Annotated in this window: 21 protein-coding genes and 1 tRNA gene; 17 read left to right on the forward strand and 5 right to left on the reverse strand. The window is 25.5% G+C overall.

Annotated elements, in window-relative coordinates:
• Window positions 1-11: 11 nt before the first annotated feature.
• The 4 genes from T364_RS10560 to T364_RS0105415 form a co-directional block, all read right to left on the reverse strand.
• Window positions 12-647: a GntR family transcriptional regulator gene (locus tag T364_RS10560; RefSeq protein ID WP_051532662.1), complete on the reverse strand. Its 636-nt coding sequence runs from the start codon at window positions 645-647 to the stop codon at window positions 12-14.
• Between the two features lie 117 nt (window positions 648-764).
• Window positions 765-839 (reverse strand) — tRNA-Gln (locus T364_RS0105405).
• Between the two features lie 49 nt (window positions 840-888).
• The gene (locus T364_RS0105410; RefSeq protein ID WP_027128670.1) at window positions 889-1,698 is read right to left on the reverse strand and encodes an Mrp/NBP35 family ATP-binding protein; all 810 of its coding nucleotides are present in this window, start codon (window positions 1,696-1,698) and stop codon (window positions 889-891) included.
• 86 nt (window positions 1,699-1,784) lie between these two features.
• The gene (locus T364_RS0105415; RefSeq protein ID WP_027128671.1) at window positions 1,785-3,134 is read right to left on the reverse strand and encodes a Na+/H+ antiporter NhaC family protein; all 1,350 of its coding nucleotides are present in this window, start codon (window positions 3,132-3,134) and stop codon (window positions 1,785-1,787) included.
• Between the two features lie 177 nt (window positions 3,135-3,311).
• Between T364_RS0105415 and prfA the strand changes: the two genes are divergently transcribed.
• Genes prfA through T364_RS0105440 form a run of 5 tightly spaced genes read left to right on the forward strand, consistent with a single transcriptional unit; the run spans window position 3,312 to window position 7,583 of the window.
• The gene (prfA, locus tag T364_RS0105420; protein ID WP_027128672.1) at window positions 3,312-4,388 is read left to right on the forward strand and encodes a peptide chain release factor 1; all 1,077 of its coding nucleotides are present in this window, start codon (window positions 3,312-3,314) and stop codon (window positions 4,386-4,388) included.
• A 2-nt stretch (window positions 4,389-4,390) separates the two neighbouring features.
• Complete coding sequence (gene prmC / locus T364_RS0105425) at window positions 4,391-5,515, forward strand: peptide chain release factor N(5)-glutamine methyltransferase (protein ID WP_027128673.1); 1,125 nt, start codon at window positions 4,391-4,393, stop codon at window positions 5,513-5,515.
• Between the two features lies 1 nt (window position 5,516).
• Window positions 5,517-6,548, forward strand: a complete 1,032-nt coding sequence (queA, locus tag T364_RS0105430; RefSeq protein ID WP_027128674.1) for a tRNA preQ1(34) S-adenosylmethionine ribosyltransferase-isomerase QueA — start codon at window positions 5,517-5,519, stop codon at window positions 6,546-6,548.
• 17 nt (window positions 6,549-6,565) lie between these two features.
• Entirely contained in the window at window positions 6,566-7,117 is a 552-nt protein-coding gene (gene rsmD, locus T364_RS0105435; RefSeq protein ID WP_027128675.1) for a 16S rRNA (guanine(966)-N(2))-methyltransferase RsmD, read from the forward strand.
• A 19-nt stretch (window positions 7,118-7,136) separates the two neighbouring features.
• Window positions 7,137-7,583 (forward strand): hypothetical protein, encoded by a 447-nt coding sequence (locus T364_RS0105440; protein ID WP_147386028.1) that lies wholly within the window; start codon window positions 7,137-7,139, stop codon window positions 7,581-7,583.
• Window positions 7,584-7,643: 60 nt separating this feature from the next.
• Here T364_RS0105440 and T364_RS0105445 read toward each other — a convergent pair whose 3' ends face one another.
• Window positions 7,644-8,747: a linear amide C-N hydrolase gene (locus T364_RS0105445; RefSeq protein ID WP_035945424.1), complete on the reverse strand. Its 1,104-nt coding sequence runs from the start codon at window positions 8,745-8,747 to the stop codon at window positions 7,644-7,646.
• 158 nt (window positions 8,748-8,905) lie between these two features.
• Between T364_RS0105445 and T364_RS0105450 the strand changes: the two genes are divergently transcribed.
• The 12 genes from T364_RS0105450 (at window position 8,906) to T364_RS0105505 (ending at window position 19,280) form a co-directional block, all read left to right on the forward strand.
• Window positions 8,906-9,511, forward strand: coding sequence for a hypothetical protein (locus tag T364_RS0105450; RefSeq protein ID WP_027128678.1), 606 nt, complete (start codon window positions 8,906-8,908; stop codon window positions 9,509-9,511).
• 35 nt (window positions 9,512-9,546) lie between these two features.
• Window positions 9,547-10,368: a transketolase gene (locus T364_RS0105455; protein WP_027128679.1), complete on the forward strand. Its 822-nt coding sequence runs from the start codon at window positions 9,547-9,549 to the stop codon at window positions 10,366-10,368.
• A gap of 39 nt (window positions 10,369-10,407) precedes the next feature.
• Complete coding sequence (locus tag T364_RS0105460; RefSeq protein ID WP_027128680.1) at window positions 10,408-11,334, forward strand: transketolase family protein; 927 nt, start codon at window positions 10,408-10,410, stop codon at window positions 11,332-11,334.
• 77 nt (window positions 11,335-11,411) lie between these two features.
• Window positions 11,412-12,230, forward strand: a complete 819-nt coding sequence (locus T364_RS0105465; protein WP_027128681.1) for a permease-like cell division protein FtsX — start codon at window positions 11,412-11,414, stop codon at window positions 12,228-12,230.
• Window positions 12,231-12,233: 3 nt separating this feature from the next.
• The gene (locus T364_RS0105470; protein ID WP_027128682.1) at window positions 12,234-13,331 is read left to right on the forward strand and encodes a murein hydrolase activator EnvC family protein; all 1,098 of its coding nucleotides are present in this window, start codon (window positions 12,234-12,236) and stop codon (window positions 13,329-13,331) included.
• A gap of 15 nt (window positions 13,332-13,346) precedes the next feature.
• The gene (locus T364_RS0105475) at window positions 13,347-14,153 is read left to right on the forward strand and encodes an NAD(+)/NADH kinase (protein WP_027128683.1); all 807 of its coding nucleotides are present in this window, start codon (window positions 13,347-13,349) and stop codon (window positions 14,151-14,153) included.
• Window positions 14,154-14,939 carry a carbon-nitrogen hydrolase family protein gene (locus T364_RS0105480; RefSeq protein WP_027128684.1) on the forward strand — a complete coding sequence of 262 codons (786 nt, stop codon included), beginning with the start codon at window positions 14,154-14,156 and terminating at the stop codon, window positions 14,937-14,939.
• Between the two features lie 21 nt (window positions 14,940-14,960).
• On the forward strand, window positions 14,961-16,622 hold the full coding sequence (gene recN / locus T364_RS0105485) for a DNA repair protein RecN (RefSeq protein WP_027128685.1): 1,662 nt from the start codon (window positions 14,961-14,963) through the stop codon (window positions 16,620-16,622).
• A 1-nt stretch (window position 16,623) separates the two neighbouring features.
• The gene (locus tag T364_RS0105490; protein WP_027128686.1) at window positions 16,624-17,418 is read left to right on the forward strand and encodes a tyrosine-type recombinase/integrase; all 795 of its coding nucleotides are present in this window, start codon (window positions 16,624-16,626) and stop codon (window positions 17,416-17,418) included.
• Window positions 17,419-17,423: 5 nt separating this feature from the next.
• Window positions 17,424-18,317: a GTPase Era gene (gene era, locus T364_RS0105495; protein ID WP_027128687.1), complete on the forward strand. Its 894-nt coding sequence runs from the start codon at window positions 17,424-17,426 to the stop codon at window positions 18,315-18,317.
• 40 nt (window positions 18,318-18,357) lie between these two features.
• Window positions 18,358-18,981: a flavodoxin family protein gene (locus T364_RS0105500; RefSeq protein ID WP_027128688.1), complete on the forward strand. Its 624-nt coding sequence runs from the start codon at window positions 18,358-18,360 to the stop codon at window positions 18,979-18,981.
• A gap of 11 nt (window positions 18,982-18,992) precedes the next feature.
• Entirely contained in the window at window positions 18,993-19,280 is a 288-nt protein-coding gene (locus T364_RS0105505) for a putative quinol monooxygenase (RefSeq protein ID WP_027128689.1), read from the forward strand.
• The last annotated feature ends 31 nt before the right edge of the window (window positions 19,281-19,311 follow it).

The raw sequence follows: 19,311 nt of genomic DNA on the forward strand, positions 1-19,311 counted from the left end.
ATTCACCTTAATTAAAATAAAATTTCTAAATAATATTTATAAGATTTTTCTAAATGATTTCTAAATGCTTTAACAGATTCTTCTTTTTTCCCAGCTAAGATTAAATCAATGATTCCAATATGTTCTTTATTTGACTCAGCAATTCTTTCTTTACTTTTTTTATCAAAAGACAATCTTCTAACTCTAACTAAATGCTCAAAAGTTGTATTTAACATATTTTTAACAAAAATATTATCAACAGAATTAAAAATATATAAATGAAAATCATTATCTAATTTATCTCTTTCACTTTGGTCACAATTTTCATAAGCTTCAAATCTACTTTTAAATAATTGTAATTTAACAGAAGAAAGGTTGGAAAAAGCTATTTCTAAAACAGCAGGTTCAAAGTGTATTCTTACTTCAAAAATATCATTTAAAAGATGTTCATCTACTTCTGTAACAAAAATACCTTTGCGAGGCATATTTTTTACCCACAATTCATTTTCTAATCTAGATAATGCTTCTCTGATTGGAGTTCTACTTATTTCTAAAAGTTCACCTAATTTTTTTTCTTCTAAATATTCTCCAGGTTGAAAATCAAGATTAATAATTTTATTTTTTATAATATCATAAGCTTTTTCTTTTAAATTAACATAATTACCCATAAAAAACTCCTTAGTAAAATAAAATATATTTTTTATAGTATACTCCTTTTATAAAGAAGTATCAAGCTATAAAAAAACCTTTTAATCATTAATGATTAAAAGGTTTATATTTAAAATTGGCTGGGATGGCTGGATTCGAACCAACGCATAACGGAGTCAAAGTCCGTTGCCTTACCGCTTGGCGACATCCCAATTATTAAGCTATTTCAAATTATAGCAAAATAAAAATATATTGTCAATATTATTTTTGAGTTTTTTCTATTAATTTATTAACAATAGATTCTAAAGCATCATGGGAAGCATTTTTTTCTTGAGAACCTATATATGGAACTCCAGAATCTCCAGCTACAACAATAGATGGATTCATAGGAACTTTTCCTAAAAATTCTACATTAAGTTCTTTAGCAGTTTTTTCTCCTCCACCAGTTTTAAATATATCTATTCTTTCTCCACAATGAGGACAAACAAATCCACTCATATTTTCAACTATTCCTAAAATAGGAAGATTTATAAGTTTTGAGAATTTTATAGATTTTCTTGAATCTAAAATAGATACATCTTGAGGAGTAGTAACAATAACACTACCATCAGCTTTACCAATAGATTGAGCTATTGTTAAAGGTTCATCACCTGTTCCTGGTGGTAAATCAACTACAAGATAGTCTAATTCTCCCCATTGGACATCTCCTAAAAATTGATGTATAGCTCCTATTTTAGCTGGACCTCTCCAAATAATAGGGTCATCAGAAGAACCTATAAAGAAACTTAAAGAAATAACTTTTAAATTTCCATCAAGTAAAGAGATTGGAGCAAATGATGTAGCTTTAACTCCCTCTTTTCCTAACATAAGGGCTACGTTAGGTCCATGAATATCAGCGTCTAAAATACCAACTTTATATCCTTTTAAAGCTAAACCATAGGCTATATTAGTAGAAATAGTAGATTTTCCAACTCCACCTTTTCCACTCATAACAACTATTTTATGTTTTATTTTTTCCATATTATTTTTAACTTTTATATCAAGTTCACTCATTTGTTTATTATTGGCCATTAATTTTTCATCCCCTTATTTAATTTTTATATCTAAGAAATTTTACTACTGAAAATATATATTGTCAAATATATTTTATTGTAGTTTTATAGAGATTTTTCATTTTCAAAATCCCAAGGATATTTATTTACATAAAAATCAGCAAAAGGAAAGAAAATAGAAATAATTGTTAAAATAAATAAAAGCCCTTGATACCATAAAAATGGAAAAATATCAAAAAAACTTATTGCTCCCTCAGTAAAACCAATTAATATTAACATTTGAGCTCCATAAGGAATAACTCCTTGAGCTACACAAGAAAAAATATCTAAAATAGTAGCTGTTTTTCTAGGGTCAACTTTATATTTATAACTAATTTTTTTAGCAATAGGTCCATTGATAATAATAGCAATAGTATTGTTAGCTACAGCCATATCAACAATTCCAACTAAAACACCTATTCCTAAAAGGGCAGATTTTTTTCCTTTGATAAAAGATTGAATTTTTTCTATTAACCAATTTATTCCACCAGCATTTCTAACAAGTTGAGCTAATCCACCTGTAAGAAGAGAAAGTAAGAAAATTTCATTCATACTTATAAAACCACCATAAATTTCATTAGCTAATTTTAAAATAGTAAATTCTCCATATATTAAACCAATGACTCCAGAACTAATAATTCCAAAAGTAAGAACTAAAAATACATTTATTCCTATTAATGAAAGAACTAAAACTAAAATATATGGTATTATTTTTATAAAATTATAAGTATAATTTTGAGCTTCAACTATAACTTCAGGTCTACCATAAATTATTAATAAGATAATAGTAATTATAGCACTAGGAGCAGCTATCATAATATTTACTCTAAATTTATCTCTCATATCAACTCCTTGAGTTCTAGTGGCTGCAATAGTTGTATCAGAAATAACAGATAAATTATCTCCAAATATTGCTCCACCAATTAAAGAAGCCATTACAAGAGCCATAGAAACTCCAGATTTTTCAGCTAATCCTACTCCAATAGGACCAAGTGAAACAATAGCTCCTACAGAAGTTCCAGTAGCTGTAGATATAAAGGCAGCAATAATAAAAATACCAGCAGCTATATATTGAGGAGGTATAAAAGTGAGTCCAAAATTAACAGCAGAATCTACTCCACCCATAGCTTTTGAAACACTGGCAAAAGCTCCAGCTAAAAGATATACAATACACATAATTAAAATATCTTCATTTCCACAACCTTTTAAGAAATTATCAAATTTATCATTAAAATTTTCTTTCAATATAATAAAAGCTGATATTATTCCAATAAAAATTGCTACAGGAGAAGGAAGCTGATAAAAAGCCATATCTACTCCTTTAAAGTGAAGAAAAATACCTGTTCCAAGGTATATTAAAATAAATATTAGAAAAGGTACTAAACCTAAAAAATCACTTTTTTCTTGTCCTTTCATAAATATCTCCTTATTAAAATAAAAATAATAATCATTATATTATAAAACAAAATATAAATAAAAGTCAATTTTTCATTTGTTAAAATAAAAAAGTTATATATAAAAAATATATAGAAATTAAATAATTTTTATGATATAATTTATAAGTTAAATATAAGAGAAGGTAAGGAGAAAAAAATGTTTGGAAAATTAGACGAAGTTGTAAAAAGACATGAAGAGTTAACAGCATTATTAGGAACTGTTGAAGTAGCTAGTGACACAAAAAAAATGATAGAGTACAATAAAGCTTTAAACGAAATAACTCCTATAGTAGAAAAATATAATGAGTATAAAACTTATAAAGAAGATTTAGATTTTATAAAAGAAAATATAAAATCAGAAAAAGACCCAGAAATGAAAGCTATGATGAATGAAGAAATGGCTGAATTAGAAAATAAGTTACCAGAATTAGAAAATGAATTAAGAATTTTACTTCTTCCAAAAGACCCTAATGATGAAAGAAACGTTATCATAGAAATCAGAGGTGGAGCTGGAGGAGATGAAGCGGCTCTATTTGCTGGGGATTTATATAGAATGTATACAAGATATGCTGAAAGAAAAAGATGGAAAATAGATGTAATAGAATTCCAAGAGATTGGAGTAGGTGGAGTAAAAGAGGTTGTATTTTCAATCAGTGGACAAGGAGCTTACTCTAAATTAAAATATGAATCTGGAGTTCATAGAGTACAAAGAGTTCCTGAAACAGAAGCAGCTGGAAGAGTTCACACTTCAACAGCAACAGTTGCTGTATTACCAGAAGTAGATGAGGTAGAACAAATTCAAAGTATTAACCCTTCAGAATTAAAAATAGATACTTATAGATCTGGTGGAGCTGGAGGACAACATGTTAACATGACAGACTCAGCTGTTAGAATTACTCATTTACCTACAGGAATAGTAGTACAATGTCAAGATGAAAGATCTCAATTAAAAAATAGAGAAAAAGCAATGAAACACTTACTTTCAAAATTATATGAGATGGAATGTGAAAAACAAAGGTCTCAAGTTGAAAATGAAAGAAAATTACAAGTAGGTAGTGGAGCTAGATCTGAAAAAATAAGAACATATAATTTCCCTCAAGGAAGAATAACAGACCATAGAATAAAATATACTGTTTATCAATTAGAAGCTTTCTTAGATGGAGATTTAGAAGAAATGATAGATGCCCTAACAACATTTGACCAAGCTGAAAAGTTAAAAAATATTGCGGGGTAATTATGAAATTATTAGAAATAATAAACTTTTCGAAGGAGTATTTGGAAAAATACTCCTTTTCAAAATCTAGGGTAGAAAGTGAAAAATTAATTTCATATGTTCTTCAAATGGAAAGAGTAAATCTTTATTCAAATTTTGAAATGGAACTTACAGAAGATGAAAAGACAAAAATAAAATCTTTTTTAAAAGAAATGGCTAGAAAAAGAAAAACTTTTGATGAAATATTAAAAGATAGAAAAGAAATAGAAAAAAATGAAATAGAGATTTCTAAAAATTATAAAAATGAAAATATTGAGATTTTAAGTAAGTCTATTCAATATTTAAAAAAATTTGGTGTAGAAAATGCCAGAATAGATACTGAATATATTTTTGCATATGTTTTAAATGTAAAAAGAAATTCTCTCATGTTAAATTTTAATAGAGAGATAACAAAAGAAGAAAAGGAAAAAATAAGGGAATTTTTAATAAGAAGAGGGAAAAGAAGAGAACCACTTCAATATATATTAAAAGAATGGGAATTTTATGGATTACCTTTTATAGTAGATGAAAGAGTACTTATCCCAAGACCAGATACCGAAATATTAGTAGAAGAGTGCAAATTTTTATTAGAAGAGATAGAAAATCCAAAAATTTTAGACATAGGAACAGGAAGTGGAGCAATAGCTATCAGTTTAGCTAAATTATATCCTAATGCTAAAGTAATAGGTGTAGATATAAGTTCAGAAGCTTTAGAAATTGCTAATAAAAATAAAGAATTAAATAATACTATTAATGTAGAATTTATTTTATCAGATGTTTTTGAAAAAATATCTGAAAAAGATTTTGATTTAATAGTTTCTAATCCACCTTATATTTCAATAGATGAATATAAAGAATTAATGCCAGAAGTAAAAAATTATGAGCCTAGATTAGCTTTAACTGATAATGGAGATGGATATTATTTTTATAAAAAAATATCAAAAGAAGCTTTTGAATATTTAAAGAAAGGTGGATATCTAGCTTTTGAAATTGGGTATAATCAAGGTGAAGAAGTAAGCGAAATAATGAAAAAAGATGGTTATGATGTAAAAGGTGTAATTAGAGATTATGGAGATAACCAAAGAGTAGTGGTAGGTAGAAAGGAGTAAAATGTCTACATTATTAAAAGATTATGATTATAATTTACCTGAATATTTAATAGGACAACATCCAACAGAGCCAAGAGACCATTCGAGATTAATGGCTGTTAATAAGAAAACAATGACTACAGAGGATAAACATTTTTATGATATAATAGATTATCTTAATGAGGGAGATATTTTAGTAAGAAATTCTACAAAAGTTATTCCAGCTAGATTAATTGGAAGAAAAGAAACAGGAGCAGTTTTAGAGATATTTTTACTAAAAAGACAAGATTTAGATACTTGGGAATGTTTAATAGGTCATGCTAAAAAATTAAAATTAGGTCAAAAAGTGTATATAGGTGAAAATAATGAACTTATAGGTGAATTATTAGAAATAAAAGATGATGGAAATAGAATAATAAAATTTTATTATGAAGGGGTATTCGAAGAAGTTTTAGATAAATTAGGAGAAATGCCTTTACCACCATATATAGTTGAAAAATTAGAAGACCAAAGTAGATATCAAACTGTATATGCTAAAAGAGGAGAATCTGTAGCTGCTCCTACAGCTGGACTTCATTTTACAAAGGAATTGTTAGAAAAAATAAAAAATAAGGGAATTACAATAGTAGATATTTATTTGGAAGTTGGATTGGGAACTTTTAGACCTGTCCAAGTAGAAGATGTACTACAACATAAGATGCATACAGAAAAATTTGAAATTCCTAAAGAAGCTTGTGAGATTATAAATAAAGCAAAACAAGAAGGACGAAGAATAGTAGCTGTTGGAACTACAACAGTTAGGGCTTTAGAATCTGCAGTTAATGAAAATGGAGAATTATTAGAAGAAGTAGCTGATACAGATATATTTATTTATCCTGGATATAAATTTAAAATGATAGATGCTCTTATTACTAATTTTCATCTTCCAAAATCAACTTTATTAATGTTAGTTTCAGCTTTTAGTTCTAGAGAGTTTATGTTAAAAGTATATAAAGAAGCAGTTGAAAAAGAATATCATTTCTTTAGTTTTGGAGATGCAATGTTTATATATTAATTATAGGAGGTAGATTTTTGAAAATAATAGCAGGAGAGGCAAAGGGAAGAAAATTAAAAAGTAGAAAAGGAACAGACACAAGACCAACACTAGCAAATGTGAAAGAATCTTTATTTTCTATAATTCAAAATTATATAGAGGGATGTAGATTTTTAGATTTATTTAGTGGAACAGGAAATATTGCTTTAGAAGCTTTGAGTAGAGGAGCTGAAAAAGCTATAATGATAGAAAAAGACCCAGAAGCTTTAAAAATTATAATAGAAAATATAAATGATTTAGGTTTTGAAAATAGATGTAGAGCCTATAAAAATGATGTGATAAGAGCTATAGAAATATTAGGTAAGAAAAACGAAAAATTTGATATAATATTTATGGACCCTCCATATAAAGAGGAACTTTGTAGAAAAGTTTTAAAAGCTATAAGAAAGGCTGATATAATAGAAAAGAATGGACTTATTATTTGTGAACATCATGTATTTGAAGATTTAGTAGCAGATGAAGAGGGATTTAAGTTTACTGATAGAAGACTTTATAATAAAAAAGCTATATCTTTTTTTGTAAATGAATAAAAAAGAGAAAGGGGAAGTTATGAAAAAAATAATACTTTTAGTATTTTTTATTTTAGGAATTTTTTCTTATGCAAATAAAAAAATTACAACTGTTGATGAAGGATTTCTTATTAATAATTATGAAAAAACCAAAAAATACAACTTCCTTTTAGAAGAGAAAAAAAGATATTTAGAGGAAAACTATTTTTTAAATTTTAATGATAATATAGAAGAACTTCGTAAAAATCAAAAATACTTAGAATATGAAAAACTAAGAGAGGAATATGTAAGAGAAATAAAGTCAGATGTAGAATGGATAATGTTTTTAACTTGCGAAGAAGAAATTTTACTCGATAAAAGATTAGTTTTATTTGGAAAAACTAATGATATAACAAAGAAAACTTTAAAAAATTTAAATAGAATTTATAAATTTGAAAATCAATTTAAAAATTTTGATAAAAATAAAAAAATAGAAATATTGGTATAATAAAAAAGACTATTACAATTTTGTAATAGTCTTTTTGTATAAAAAATATTTTAATAAAAATTATTTAACATTTATTTCTAAAATATTTTCTTCTTTATTTGTATCCATATCTAAAACTTGGTATTTTACTTTTTCAAAATCAATTTTCTTTAAATCAATTTTTCTTATTTGGCTATTGTACATAGTTTTATAATAAAACTCTTTATTATTTAAATCACTTACAGCAGTCCATTGAGTAGCACTTATTACATCTTTAGGAATATGATTTTTATATTCTTTAGGAAATTCTACTTCAATAGGAATATCAAAGTTATTTAAAATATGAAAAGCCTTATTTACTGCAAGTTGAGAATTTTCAGGATTACCAATAGAATTTAGATAGAAAAATGCTCTTATAAATCTTGATGGTGGAGTAATATCTCCAGGTAAACCTAAAGCTCCTGTTCCTGCTCCAAAAGAAAATATTTTTTCTTCATCAACTTCAAAAGATGGAGCATTTCCAGTATAAAGATTAACATAATTATTTAAATTTTTTACGTGCCAAGGATAGTCAGGAGAATTTGTTAAAACTCCTACTTTATTTTCGTAAATTTTAACCTCTCCATTATTTATAATTTCAATAACAATATTTTTTCCAGATGAGTCAGCAACTCTCCAATGAGCAGTAGGAAGAGGATTTCCTTTTTCATCAAATCCAATATTCACAACTTTTACATTCTTTAATCCTTCAATAACTTCATCAACAGAAGAAAAACTTGAAAGTATCCAACCTACTAATTCCATATCAGCAATAGATTCATTAGAAAATTTTTGATTATATCTTTCTAAACTTCCATAATGAGGAAAGTAAAATAATCCAGCATTTAATCCCTTTTCATTAATTCCCTCTCCAATAAATTTATCTAAAACTACAGTAGCTCCAACAAAACCATATTTAGAATTCCATTTAAGTCCATTTTCTTGTCCATCTGGAGTAAGGGATGTATATTGTTTTCCTTTTGGAGAAATAACTATTTTACTATTAAGATTAGATTCTCCATATTCTATAGTTCTTCCTTGAATAAGATTTTTATCTTGAGTTTTTATACTTATTCCTGTACAACTAAAAGAAACTAGTGATATACAAAAAAATACTCCAATAATGGATAATAAAAAATTTGACATATTTCCTCCTTAAAAAATTATTATATTAATTTTTAGACTTATATAGTTGAAATAAGGTTTATTTTTTATATATTTTATAATTTATAAAAATAAATTGATGATTTTTTTTAAAAAATATAGTAAAATATAAACAAAGACATTATTATATAGGTGATACTGTGGAAAAATTATTGCATTCAATTGATATGATTGCATTATATAAAATAATAATTCTATTTATAGCTTTCAATGTAGGAATAAAATTTCCTGATTGGGATTTTCAATTAAATCTAAAACATAGAAGTATAATAACACATAGTCCAATTATTTTATTGATATTTTTGCAATTTTATCAAATAGATAAAAGTGAATTTCTTAGAGTTTTTATAAGTGGATTTTCAATGGCTATGGCAATACATTTTATTTTTGATATTTTTCCAAAAGGTTGGTCAAGAGGAGCTTTGTTACACATTCCAATTTTAAAAATAGAACTTAGTCCCAATATATCAAAACTTAGTTTTTTTATTTTTATAATAATATCTATGTTTATATGTTTAAATACCACTAAGGAATTTGAAGAATATATACTTCTTGGTATTTTTTCAGGAATAAAAATAATAAGAGATATAAAAAGAGAAGGAAAAATAGTTAGACCATTATTATTGTTTTTAATATTTTTTTGTTTGTTAGGAAGTGTAAAATATAAAGAATTCGAGAAAAAAATGATTAAAAGTAGCTCAAATTTGGTTAAAGAAATTGACAAAATAAGTAAAAAAATAATATAATAATATTATTAATATTTGAAAGGGGTAAATTTTAAATGAAGGATATTAATCTTTTATCAACAAAAGCTAATGAAATCAGAAAAAATATTGTTAATATGATTACAGAAGCTAAATCTGGACATCCAGGAGGGTCTTTATCAGCTACAGATATTTTAACAACATTATATTTTTATGAAATGAATATTGACCCAAAAAATATAAAAATGGAAAATAGAGACAGATTTGTTTTATCAAAAGGACATGCAGCACCTGCTTTATATGCTGTACTAGCAGAGAGAGGATATTTTGATAAAGAAGTTTTAAAAACACTTAGAAGATATGGTTCTATTTTACAAGGACATCCTGATATGAAAAAAGTTCCAGGAGTAGAAATTTCTACAGGTTCATTAGGACAAGGATTATCTGTTGCTAATGGAATGGCACTAAATTCTAAAATTTATAATATAGATTATAGAGTTTATGTGTTAATGGGAGATGGAGAAACTCAAGAAGGACAAGTTTGGGAAGCAGCTATGACAGCCTCTCATTATAAATTAGATAACTTATGTGCTTTCATCGATTGTAATAATCTTCAAATAGATGGAAATGTTGATAAAGTGATGAACATAGAGCCAATTTCTGATAAATGGAGAGCATTTGGTTGGCATGTAATTGAAATAGATGGACATAATTTTGAACAAATTATAAATGCTCTTGAAGAAGCAAAAACTGTAAAAGGAAAACCAACTTTAGTTGTAGCAAGAACAGTAAAAGGAAAAGGAGTTTCATTTATGGAAAATGTTTGTGGATTTCATGGAGTAGCTCCAACAAAAGAAGAGTGTGAAAAAGCTCTAGCAGAATTATCTTGTAACAATTAATAAAAATAAATTGAGTTTATATTATTTGGAGGAAAAAGAATGATAAAAAAAGCAACGAGAGAAGCTTATGGAGAAGCTTTAGTTGAACTTGGTAAAATAAATAAAAATGTAGTAGTTTTAGATGCTGACCTTTCTGGGTCAACAAAAACTAATATGTTTAAAAAAGCATTTCCAGAAAGACACATTAATGTAGGAATAGCTGAAGCTGATTTAATAGGTACAGCTGCTGGTTTAGCTACATGTGGAAAAGTGGTTTTTGCTTCAACATTTGCTATGTTTGAGGCTGGACGTGCTTTTGAACAAATTAGAAATACAGTAGCATATCCAAAATTAAATGTAAAAATAGCTCCAACTCATGCTGGAATTTCTGTAGGAGAAGATGGAGGGTCACATCAATCAATAGAGGATATTGCTTTAATGAGAAGTATACCAGGAATGATAGTATTATCTCCAGCTGATGCTGTAGAAACTAAAAAAATGATTTTTGCAGCAGCTGAGTATGATGGACCTGTATATATCAGAATGGGAAGATTAGGAGTTCCTGTAATATTTGATGAAAATTATGATTTCCAAATAGGAGTAGCTAATACTTTAAAAGATGGAAAAGATGTAACAATAGTAGCTACAGGATTATTAACTTATGAAGCTTTAAAAGCAGCTGAAGAATTAGAAAAAGAGGGAGTTTCTGTAAGAGTAATCAATGTAGGAACAATAAAACCACTTGATGGAGAAACTATTTTAAAAGCAGCTCAAGAAACTAAATTTATCGTTACAGCAGAAGAACATTCTGTAATAGGTGGATTAGGTTCAGCAGTATCAGAATTTTTATCAGAGGTACATCCAACAAAAGTTAAAAAAGTTGGAATCTATGATAAATTTGGACAAAGTGGAACTGGAAATGAACTTTTAGAGAAATATGAGTTAACTTCTGAAAAACTTATTTCTGTAATAAAAGAGAATTTATAATTTTTATTATAGAGGCAAGATATTTATATTTTGCCTCTATATTATTATTTTATAGAATTTTATGAGGATGGTAATATATGCAAAAAGAATCTAGACAACTATATATCTCACTTGAAATGATTAAAGTATTTTTAAGTATTATTTTTGCTACTATAATTTATAATTTTTTTATTTCTGGAATATTAAATGCAAATAGTCAAATAAATAATTTAAGAAATATTGATTTTATATCAGCAGAATTACAAAATAATTTATCTAAAGAACAAAAGAAAGAATTAGAAATAAAATTACTTAATGTTCCTGAAATAAAAAAAGTAACCTATGTTAATAGTTATATAGCCTTTCAAAATTTACAAAAAGATTTAGGAATAGTACTGCCAAAAGGGGATAATCCACTTTCCGATTCTTTAAGAATATATGTAAAAAGTATCAATAATATTCAAAAAATTCAAGAGATATTAGATTCAACTCAAGAAATTAAAGAATATTTTTTAGATACAACATATTCAGATAATGTAAATAAAAAAATAAAATTTTTTGAGCTTTTATTGACTAGTTTTACTTTAGGAGCAGTTTCATTAATATTTGTAGTAGTAACTATTGCTTCTTTACAATTTAAAATTGATTATGTAGGTTCTCTTATTAATAATGGATATCATAAGAATCTTTTATTAGCTACAAAACAAATAAATTTATTACCATGTACTTTAGCAATATTAATAGGCTTGATGTTTTTTTCTAATGTATATATATTATGTAGGAATTGGTTTATAGTAAATGATATATCTTCTTCATTATTAACTTTACTTCAAATAGCTCCAATACAAATAATATCAAATATTATTTTAATTGTACTTATTTGGTTAATTCCTGTGAAAGAAAGATGGGAGAATTAATAAATGAAAAAAATATTTTTATTAATATATATATTAATTTTTTCTATGGGATATTCTAATACTAGAGTTAGCATGGCAGATAAATTAAAAAAGATTGATATAGAAATAAATAATAAAAAACAAGAAATAAAAAAAATTGATACTAAAAAGAAATCTTTAGAAGAGCAAATAGAAGATTTAAGAGTAGATATTTTGAAATTAAATGGAGAGAAAAATAAATTAGAAGAAGAAATAATAGCAACAGAAAAAAAAATTGATTATAGTAATATAAATTTTAATTATAGTCAAAAAGAATTAGAGAGAAAAAAAGCTGAATTTAGTGCTAAAATTATAGCTTGGAGTAGAAGAAAAAATAATAACCTTTCTTTTGAAGAAGAGGTAATGTTAAGAAAACAATTTGGAAAAATTCTTTATGAAGATGTAAAGAAAATCAATCATATTTCAAAAGTAAAAAAAGATATTGCTTTAGTTAGTTATGATATAGAAGAAGAAAAGAAAAAATTAAGTGGACTAAAAAATAGTCTAAATAAAAAAATTAGAGATATAGGTAGTAAAGAAAAAGAAAAAAATATTCTTATAGCTAAATTAAATTCTGAAAGAAATAAACATGTATCAACTCTTACAAGTTTAGAAAAAGAAAAAGAACGTATACAAAAGGAAATAGAAAAAATATTACAAGCACAAGTATCTACAGATAAAAAAGTAGATTATAGTATAGCTATCAAAGGTATTGGGAAAGGAGTGAATCCTTTACCTGGTGGAAAAGTAATTGTTAAATTTAAAGAAAATAAAACAAAAAATATAGTAAGTAATGGAGTTGAAATTTTAGATAAGTTAGGTTCTCCAGTAAAAGCTACACATGGTGGAAAGGTTATATATACTGGAAAAATACAAGGACTTGGAAAAGTTATAATGATAAACTATGGATATAATACAATAGGAGTTTATGGAAACTTAATTTCTACTAAGGTAAAATTAAATGAAACAGTAAAACAAGGAGAAAATATAGGAGTTTTAGGTTTTGCAATGGATGGAAAACCTGTACTTTATTATGAAGTTAGATTAAATCTTAAACCTATAAATCCAATAAACGTATTATAATTTTAGGAGAAATTTATGGGAGAAAAATGTGTTATTTTTTATAATTCAAATAAAGCTAAAGCAGTAGAAATTTATACCGAATTAAAAAAATTTTTAAAAGAAAAAGGTGTAACTTTATTATTGCCTAATGAAATACAGGAAGCAACTTTTTCTATTGTTATAGGTGGAGATGGAACTTTGCTTAGAGCCTCTAAAGAAATTATAAAAAAAGATAATATTCCTGTTATTGCAATAAATGCTGGAAGCTTAGGATTTTTAACTGAAATAAAAGAAATTGAAGCAAGAAAAATATGTGAAAACTATTTAAACAAAGACTATGAAATATGTAAAAGAGGTTTATTGGAGTTAAAAATAAATAATGATATTTACAATGTTTTAAATGAAATAGTTATTTCAACAGGAAGATTGGATAAAAAATTAATGTCTGTAGATATTTTTACAGATAAAGGAAAAGTAAATACATATATAGGAGATGGAGTTATAATAGCTTCTCCAACAGGTTCTACAGCTTATTCTTTATCAGCTGGTGGTCCAATAGTATCATATAGATTAGATGCTTTTATAATAACTCCAATTTCTCCACACAATTTATCAACTAGAACAATAATTTTAGCTTCTGATGAAATAATTAAAGCTAAAGTTAATTATAGTGATATAAATAATTTTTTAATGATAGATGGAGATTTTATTAAAAAATTAACTATGGAAGATGAAATTGAAATAAAATATTCAAATAAAAAATTAAATTTAGTTTTACCAAAAGATAGAAATTATTATTCTGTATTGAAAGAAAAATTAAAATGGGGAGATAATCTATTTTAAATGAAAGTAGGGTTTATACAATTTGATGTTAAAAAGAATTTTGAAATAAATTTTAATATCATAGAGAAGCATTTAGAAAATTTAAAGTGTGATTTAATTGTGTTGCCAGAATTAACTTTAAGTGGTTATCTCTTTAAAAATAAAGAGGAATTAAAAAGTAAGGGAATAATTATTGAAAAAAGCCAAGAAATAGAAAAAATAAAAAAATTATCTGAAAAATTTCAATGTATTATGATTTTAGGGATAGTAGAGAGATTAGAAGATAAATTTTATAATACAGCGATAATTATTTCAAAAGGAAAATATATAGGAAAATATCAAAAAATACATCTTTCTGATTTTGAAAAAAATTTTTTTGAAAGTGGAAAAGAAAATAAAGTTTTTGATGTTGATGGAGTAAAAATTGGAGTTCAAATCTGTTTTGATTTATGGTTTCCTGAAATTTCAAGGGAACAAATAAGAGAAGGAGCAGATATATTAGTTGCACTTGGAAATTTTGGTGGTGAAACGACTGCTAATATTTTACCAATTCGAGCTATAGAAAATTTGACTCCGATTATTCTATGTAATAGAGTAGGAGAAGAAAATATAATTTTTAATTCAGAATCTATAAATGCTTTTTTTATAGGAAAAAGTATGGTTGTAGATAGAGATGGAAAGGTTTTAATAGAACCGAAAGAAAAAATAGAAATAAGTGAAGTAGTAGATATAAAATTAAAAAAAGAAAAATCTAATATAATTTGTAAAAATTTTTTTGAAGAGATTGATTTTCATTATAATAAATAGAGAGTAGGGGGACAATAATTTATGTTAAGAGAATTATTAATTGAAAATTTAGCAATAATAGAAAAACTAAATCTTGAATTTGGAGATGGATTAATAACTCTTACAGGAGAAACAGGGGCAGGAAAATCAATTATTTTAAATGGAATAAATTTACTTTTAGGAGAAAAAGCTTCAATAGATATGCTTCGTAGTGGAGAAAAACAACTTGTAGCTCAGGGAGTTTTTGAAGTAAATAATGAACAAAAAAATGAATTGGAAAAATTAGATATAGAAGTAGAAAATGATGAGGTTATAATCAGAAGAACTTTAGATGCTCAAGGAAAAGAAAAATCTTATGTAAATGGAGCTAGAGTCCCTAGAACTAGATTAAAAGAGGTAATGAAATCTTTAGTTGATATAGTTGGACAACATTCTCATCAAATGCTTTTAAATAAAGAAAATCATATAAAACTTTTAGATAAATTTATTGAAGAAGAAACAGTGGATATAAGAAAAAAAATAGAGTTTTCTTTAGAGAAATATAGTGAAGTTTGTGAAAAAATAAAAGAAATAGAAAAAGAAAAAAATGAAACTGCAGAGAAAAAAGAATTCTATGAGTTTCAATTAGATGAGATTGAAAAAGCAAATTTAAAAGTAGGAGAAGATATTGATTTAGAAAATGAATATAAATTACTTTTTAATGCTGGAAAAATAAAAGAAAAACTTTCTATTTCTGAATTTCAATTAAAAAATGATGAGATAAATGCTTTGGATATAATATACTCTTGTAAAAAACAAATAGAAGCAATAGTGGATTATGGAAAAGATTTTGAAGAAATTTATGAGCAAATAGAAAGAGTTTATTATGATTTAGAAGATTGTGTGTCTACTATAGAGCAATTAGAAAGTGATATAGAAATAGATGAGCATAGATTAGAAGAGGTAGTATCAAGATTAAATCTTATAGAGAAATTAAAAAATAAATATGGTTCTACTATAGAAGAAATATTAGAATTTGCAGAAAATATAAGTAGTAAATTGAGAACGTTAGATGATAATAATTATCAAACATCTTTATTAGAAAAAGAGAGAGAAAAATATAAAAAAGATTATTGGGATGCTGCTTTTCAGTTGAGAGAAGTGAGAAAAAAATTTATTAAGAAAATAGAAGAAAATTTAGGAAAAGAATTAGATTTTCTTAATATGAAAAATGCTAAATTAGATATAAAATTAGAAGAAAAAGAGATTATGTCAAAAAATGGTTCTGACACAATAGAGTTTTTTATAACTACTAATATTGGACAGCCACCAAAACCACTACAAAAAATTGCTTCTGGTGGAGAGGTAAGTAGAATAATGTTAGCTTTAAAAGTTATATTCTCTCATGTAGACAATATTCCAATTCTTATTTTTGATGAGATTGATACAGGTGTTGGTGGGGAAACAGTAAGAAAAATTGCTGAAAAACTTAAAGAGATTGGAAAAAATGCTCAAGTTATATGTATAACTCATTCTCCAGCAATAGCTTCTAAAGCTCATGAACAATATTATATTGAAAAAAATATAAAAAATGGAACTACTTTTACATCAGTAAAAAAATTATCAGATAAAGAAAGAATATATGAAATAGCTCGTATGTTAGCTGGAGAAAGTATATCAGATTCTGTGTTAAAACATGCAGAAGAGTTATTGAATGAGGAATAATATGGATTTAGTAAAATATTTTTTAGAAGAATTAAGAAAAGAAAATATTATTTCTGAAAATACTATAAATTTTTATAAAAGTGATTTAGATTATTTTCAAAAATTTATAAAAAATAATAATTTGTTGGAAATTTCACAAGATGAGTTAGAAGAATATTTGCAACATATAAAGGAAAAATATTCAGAAAATTCAGTTATAAGAAAGATAACTTCTCTTAAAAGTTTTTATAAATTTTTATTAAAGAGAGAATTATTGAAAGTCTCTCCAATAGAAAATATATCAACAAGTAGAAAAGATATAAAAGTTAAAAAATTTATAGAGGAAAGAGAGTTAAAAGCTATTATAGATGTTTGTGAAGATACAAAAATTGGTAATAGAGATAAAATTATTATTAAATTATTGAGTGAAACAGGCTTAAAGATAGTAGATATTTTAGGAATAGAATTAAATCAAATAAAAGAAAATAATTATAGATTTTTTTTAGTAAAACAGAGAAATATATATGTTTTAATAAATTTATCTGAAGATTTATCAAAAGAATTAAAAGAGTACATAGAAAGATATAATATTGATTCTAAATTTATATTTGGAGAACTAGATAATCAAAAATTTAAAACTAATTTTTTAAAATATGTAAAAAAAGCTAATTTAGATAGAAATATAGTTCCAAGTATGATAAAAAATAGATGTAATTATGAAAGAGAAAAAATAAATAATTATCATAATTTAGATGAGATAGAAATTTTTGATGAAATTAAAAAAGAATATTTTGCAATAGGAATAGGAGATGAGTAAATTTTATGAGAGCAGGATTTATAGCTGTTGTAGGAAGACCAAATGTTGGAAAATCTACTTTAATAAATAAATTAGTAAGTGAGAAAGTGGCAATAGTTTCAAATAAAGCAGGAACAACAAGAGAAAATATAAAAGGGATATTAAATATGGCTGGAAATCAATATATTTTTATTGATACTCCAGGAATACATAAACCAAAACATCTTTTAGGTGAATATATGACATATTCAGCTATAAAAATTTTAAAAGATGCAGATATAATTCTTATGGTACTAGATGGAAGTCAAGAGATTAGTACAGGAGACCAATTTGTTATGGAGAAAGTTTTAGAAGCTAAAAGAACTCCAAGAATATTAGTTATAAATAAGATAGATAAATTGTCTGATGAAAAATTAGCTGAAAAAAGAAAAGAAGTTGTAGAAAAATTAGGTGAATTTGATGGAATAGTAGAAATTGCTGGAGAGTATGGAATAGGACTTGGAAAGCTTTTAAATACTATAGACCCATTCTTAGAAGAGGGAATACAATATTATCCTGAAGATATGTATACTGATATGCCTGTATATAGAATAATATCTGAAATAGTAAGAGAAAAAATATTATTAAAAACAAGAGATGAAGTTCCACATTCAATAGCTATAGAAATAATCAATGTAGAAAAAAGAGAAACAGGAAAAGATTTATTTAATATAAATATATATGTTGAAAGAGATTCTCAAAAAGGAATAATAATTGGTAAAGGTGGAAAACTTTTAAAAGAAATAGGAATAGAAGCTAGAAGAGAAATTGAAATATTATTAGGAAGAGAAATTTTCTTAGATTTACATGTAAAAGTAAAAGAGGATTGGAGAAAGAAAAAACCATTCTTAAAAGAATTAGGATATTTTGATGAAAATTAATAAAATTTAAGAAAAATAAAAAGTTTAGGTAGGTGATAGGGTGAAAGTATTATTAGTTAATGGAAGTTCTCATAGAGGTTGTACATTTACAGCACTTACAGAAATCACTAAAATTTTTGATGAAGAAAAAATAGAGTGGGAAATATTTGATATAGGAGCTGAACCTTTAAGAGATTGTATAGGATGTAAAAGTTGTACAAAATTAGAAAATAGATGTGTATTCAATGATGATGTTGTAAATAATTTTTTAGAGAAAGCTGAAAAATGTGATGGATTTATATTTGGTTCTCCTGTTTATTATGCTCATCCAAGTGGAAGAATACTATCTTTACTTGATAGAGCTTTTTATGCTGGAAAAAAAGTTTTTATGTATAAACCAGGAGCAAGTATTTTATCAGCTAGAAGAGGTGGGACAACAGCTTCTTTTGATGTATTAAACAAATATTTTACAATTTGTCAAATGCCGATAGTTTCATCTACATATTGGAATATGGTTCATGGAAATACTTCTGAGGAAGTTTTAAAAGATGAAGAGGGATTACAAACAATGCGTAATTTAGGTAGAAATATGGCTTGGATATTAAAATGTATTGAGGCTGGAAAAAATAATGGAATAGTACCAGCTAAAAGTGAAACAGAATATAGAACAAGTTTTATTAGATAGTGGGGTGGAATATGATACTTATAGTGGCGAAAAGTATAATAAAAAAAGAGTGTATCGAAGAATATAAAAATTTGGTAAAAGAGTTAATTGAAAAAAGTAGAAAGGAAGAGGGAAATATCTCTTATGATTTACATCAAGATATAAACAATCCTCAAGCTTTTGTTTTTGTAGAATATTGGAAAGATATTGAATCAATAGAAGCTCATAATAATTCAGAACATTTTAAAAGAATTATTCCTGAAATTAATAAAATTAGAGAATCAGCAGAAGCTGTTCGTTATGAAAAATTAGATTATTAAAAATAAAGAGTTGAGTATCTAGGCTCAACTC

Source organism: Fusobacterium perfoetens ATCC 29250 (genome assembly GCF_000622245.1).
In the GTDB taxonomy this organism is placed as follows: Bacteria; Fusobacteriota; Fusobacteriia; order Fusobacteriales; family Fusobacteriaceae; genus Fusobacterium_B; species Fusobacterium_B perfoetens.

What these genes read in the sequence shown, in the direction of transcription:
- T364_RS0105415 (WP_027128671.1), bottom strand. Translation starts at nt 3,134, where the DNA reads ATGAAAGGACAAGAAAAAAGTGATTTTTTAGGTTTAGTACCTTTTCTA.
- T364_RS0105410 (WP_027128670.1), bottom strand. Translation starts at nt 1,698, where the DNA reads ATGGCCAATAATAAACAAATGAGTGAACTTGATATAAAAGTTAAAAAT.
- T364_RS0105460 (WP_027128680.1), top strand. Translation starts at nt 10,408, where the DNA reads ATGATAAAAAAAGCAACGAGAGAAGCTTATGGAGAAGCTTTAGTTGAA.
- recN (WP_027128685.1), top strand. Translation starts at nt 14,961, where the DNA reads ATGTTAAGAGAATTATTAATTGAAAATTTAGCAATAATAGAAAAACTA.
- prfA (WP_027128672.1), top strand. Translation starts at nt 3,312, where the DNA reads ATGTTTGGAAAATTAGACGAAGTTGTAAAAAGACATGAAGAGTTAACA.
- T364_RS0105440 (WP_147386028.1), top strand. Translation starts at nt 7,137, where the DNA reads ATGAAAAAAATAATACTTTTAGTATTTTTTATTTTAGGAATTTTTTCT.
- T364_RS0105490 (WP_027128686.1), top strand. Translation starts at nt 16,624, where the DNA reads ATGGATTTAGTAAAATATTTTTTAGAAGAATTAAGAAAAGAAAATATT.
- T364_RS10560 (WP_051532662.1), bottom strand. Translation starts at nt 647, where the DNA reads ATGGGTAATTATGTTAATTTAAAAGAAAAAGCTTATGATATTATAAAA.
- T364_RS0105505 (WP_027128689.1), top strand. Translation starts at nt 18,993, where the DNA reads ATGATACTTATAGTGGCGAAAAGTATAATAAAAAAAGAGTGTATCGAA.
- T364_RS0105465 (WP_027128681.1), top strand. Translation starts at nt 11,412, where the DNA reads ATGCAAAAAGAATCTAGACAACTATATATCTCACTTGAAATGATTAAA.
- T364_RS0105475 (WP_027128683.1), top strand. Translation starts at nt 13,347, where the DNA reads ATGGGAGAAAAATGTGTTATTTTTTATAATTCAAATAAAGCTAAAGCA.
- T364_RS0105445 (WP_035945424.1), bottom strand. Translation starts at nt 8,747, where the DNA reads ATGTCAAATTTTTTATTATCCATTATTGGAGTATTTTTTTGTATATCA.
- T364_RS0105470 (WP_027128682.1), top strand. Translation starts at nt 12,234, where the DNA reads ATGAAAAAAATATTTTTATTAATATATATATTAATTTTTTCTATGGGA.
- T364_RS0105480 (WP_027128684.1), top strand. Translation starts at nt 14,154, where the DNA reads ATGAAAGTAGGGTTTATACAATTTGATGTTAAAAAGAATTTTGAAATA.
- prmC (WP_027128673.1), top strand. Translation starts at nt 4,391, where the DNA reads ATGAAATTATTAGAAATAATAAACTTTTCGAAGGAGTATTTGGAAAAA.
- queA (WP_027128674.1), top strand. Translation starts at nt 5,517, where the DNA reads ATGTCTACATTATTAAAAGATTATGATTATAATTTACCTGAATATTTA.
- T364_RS0105455 (WP_027128679.1), top strand. Translation starts at nt 9,547, where the DNA reads ATGAAGGATATTAATCTTTTATCAACAAAAGCTAATGAAATCAGAAAA.
- era (WP_027128687.1), top strand. Translation starts at nt 17,424, where the DNA reads ATGAGAGCAGGATTTATAGCTGTTGTAGGAAGACCAAATGTTGGAAAA.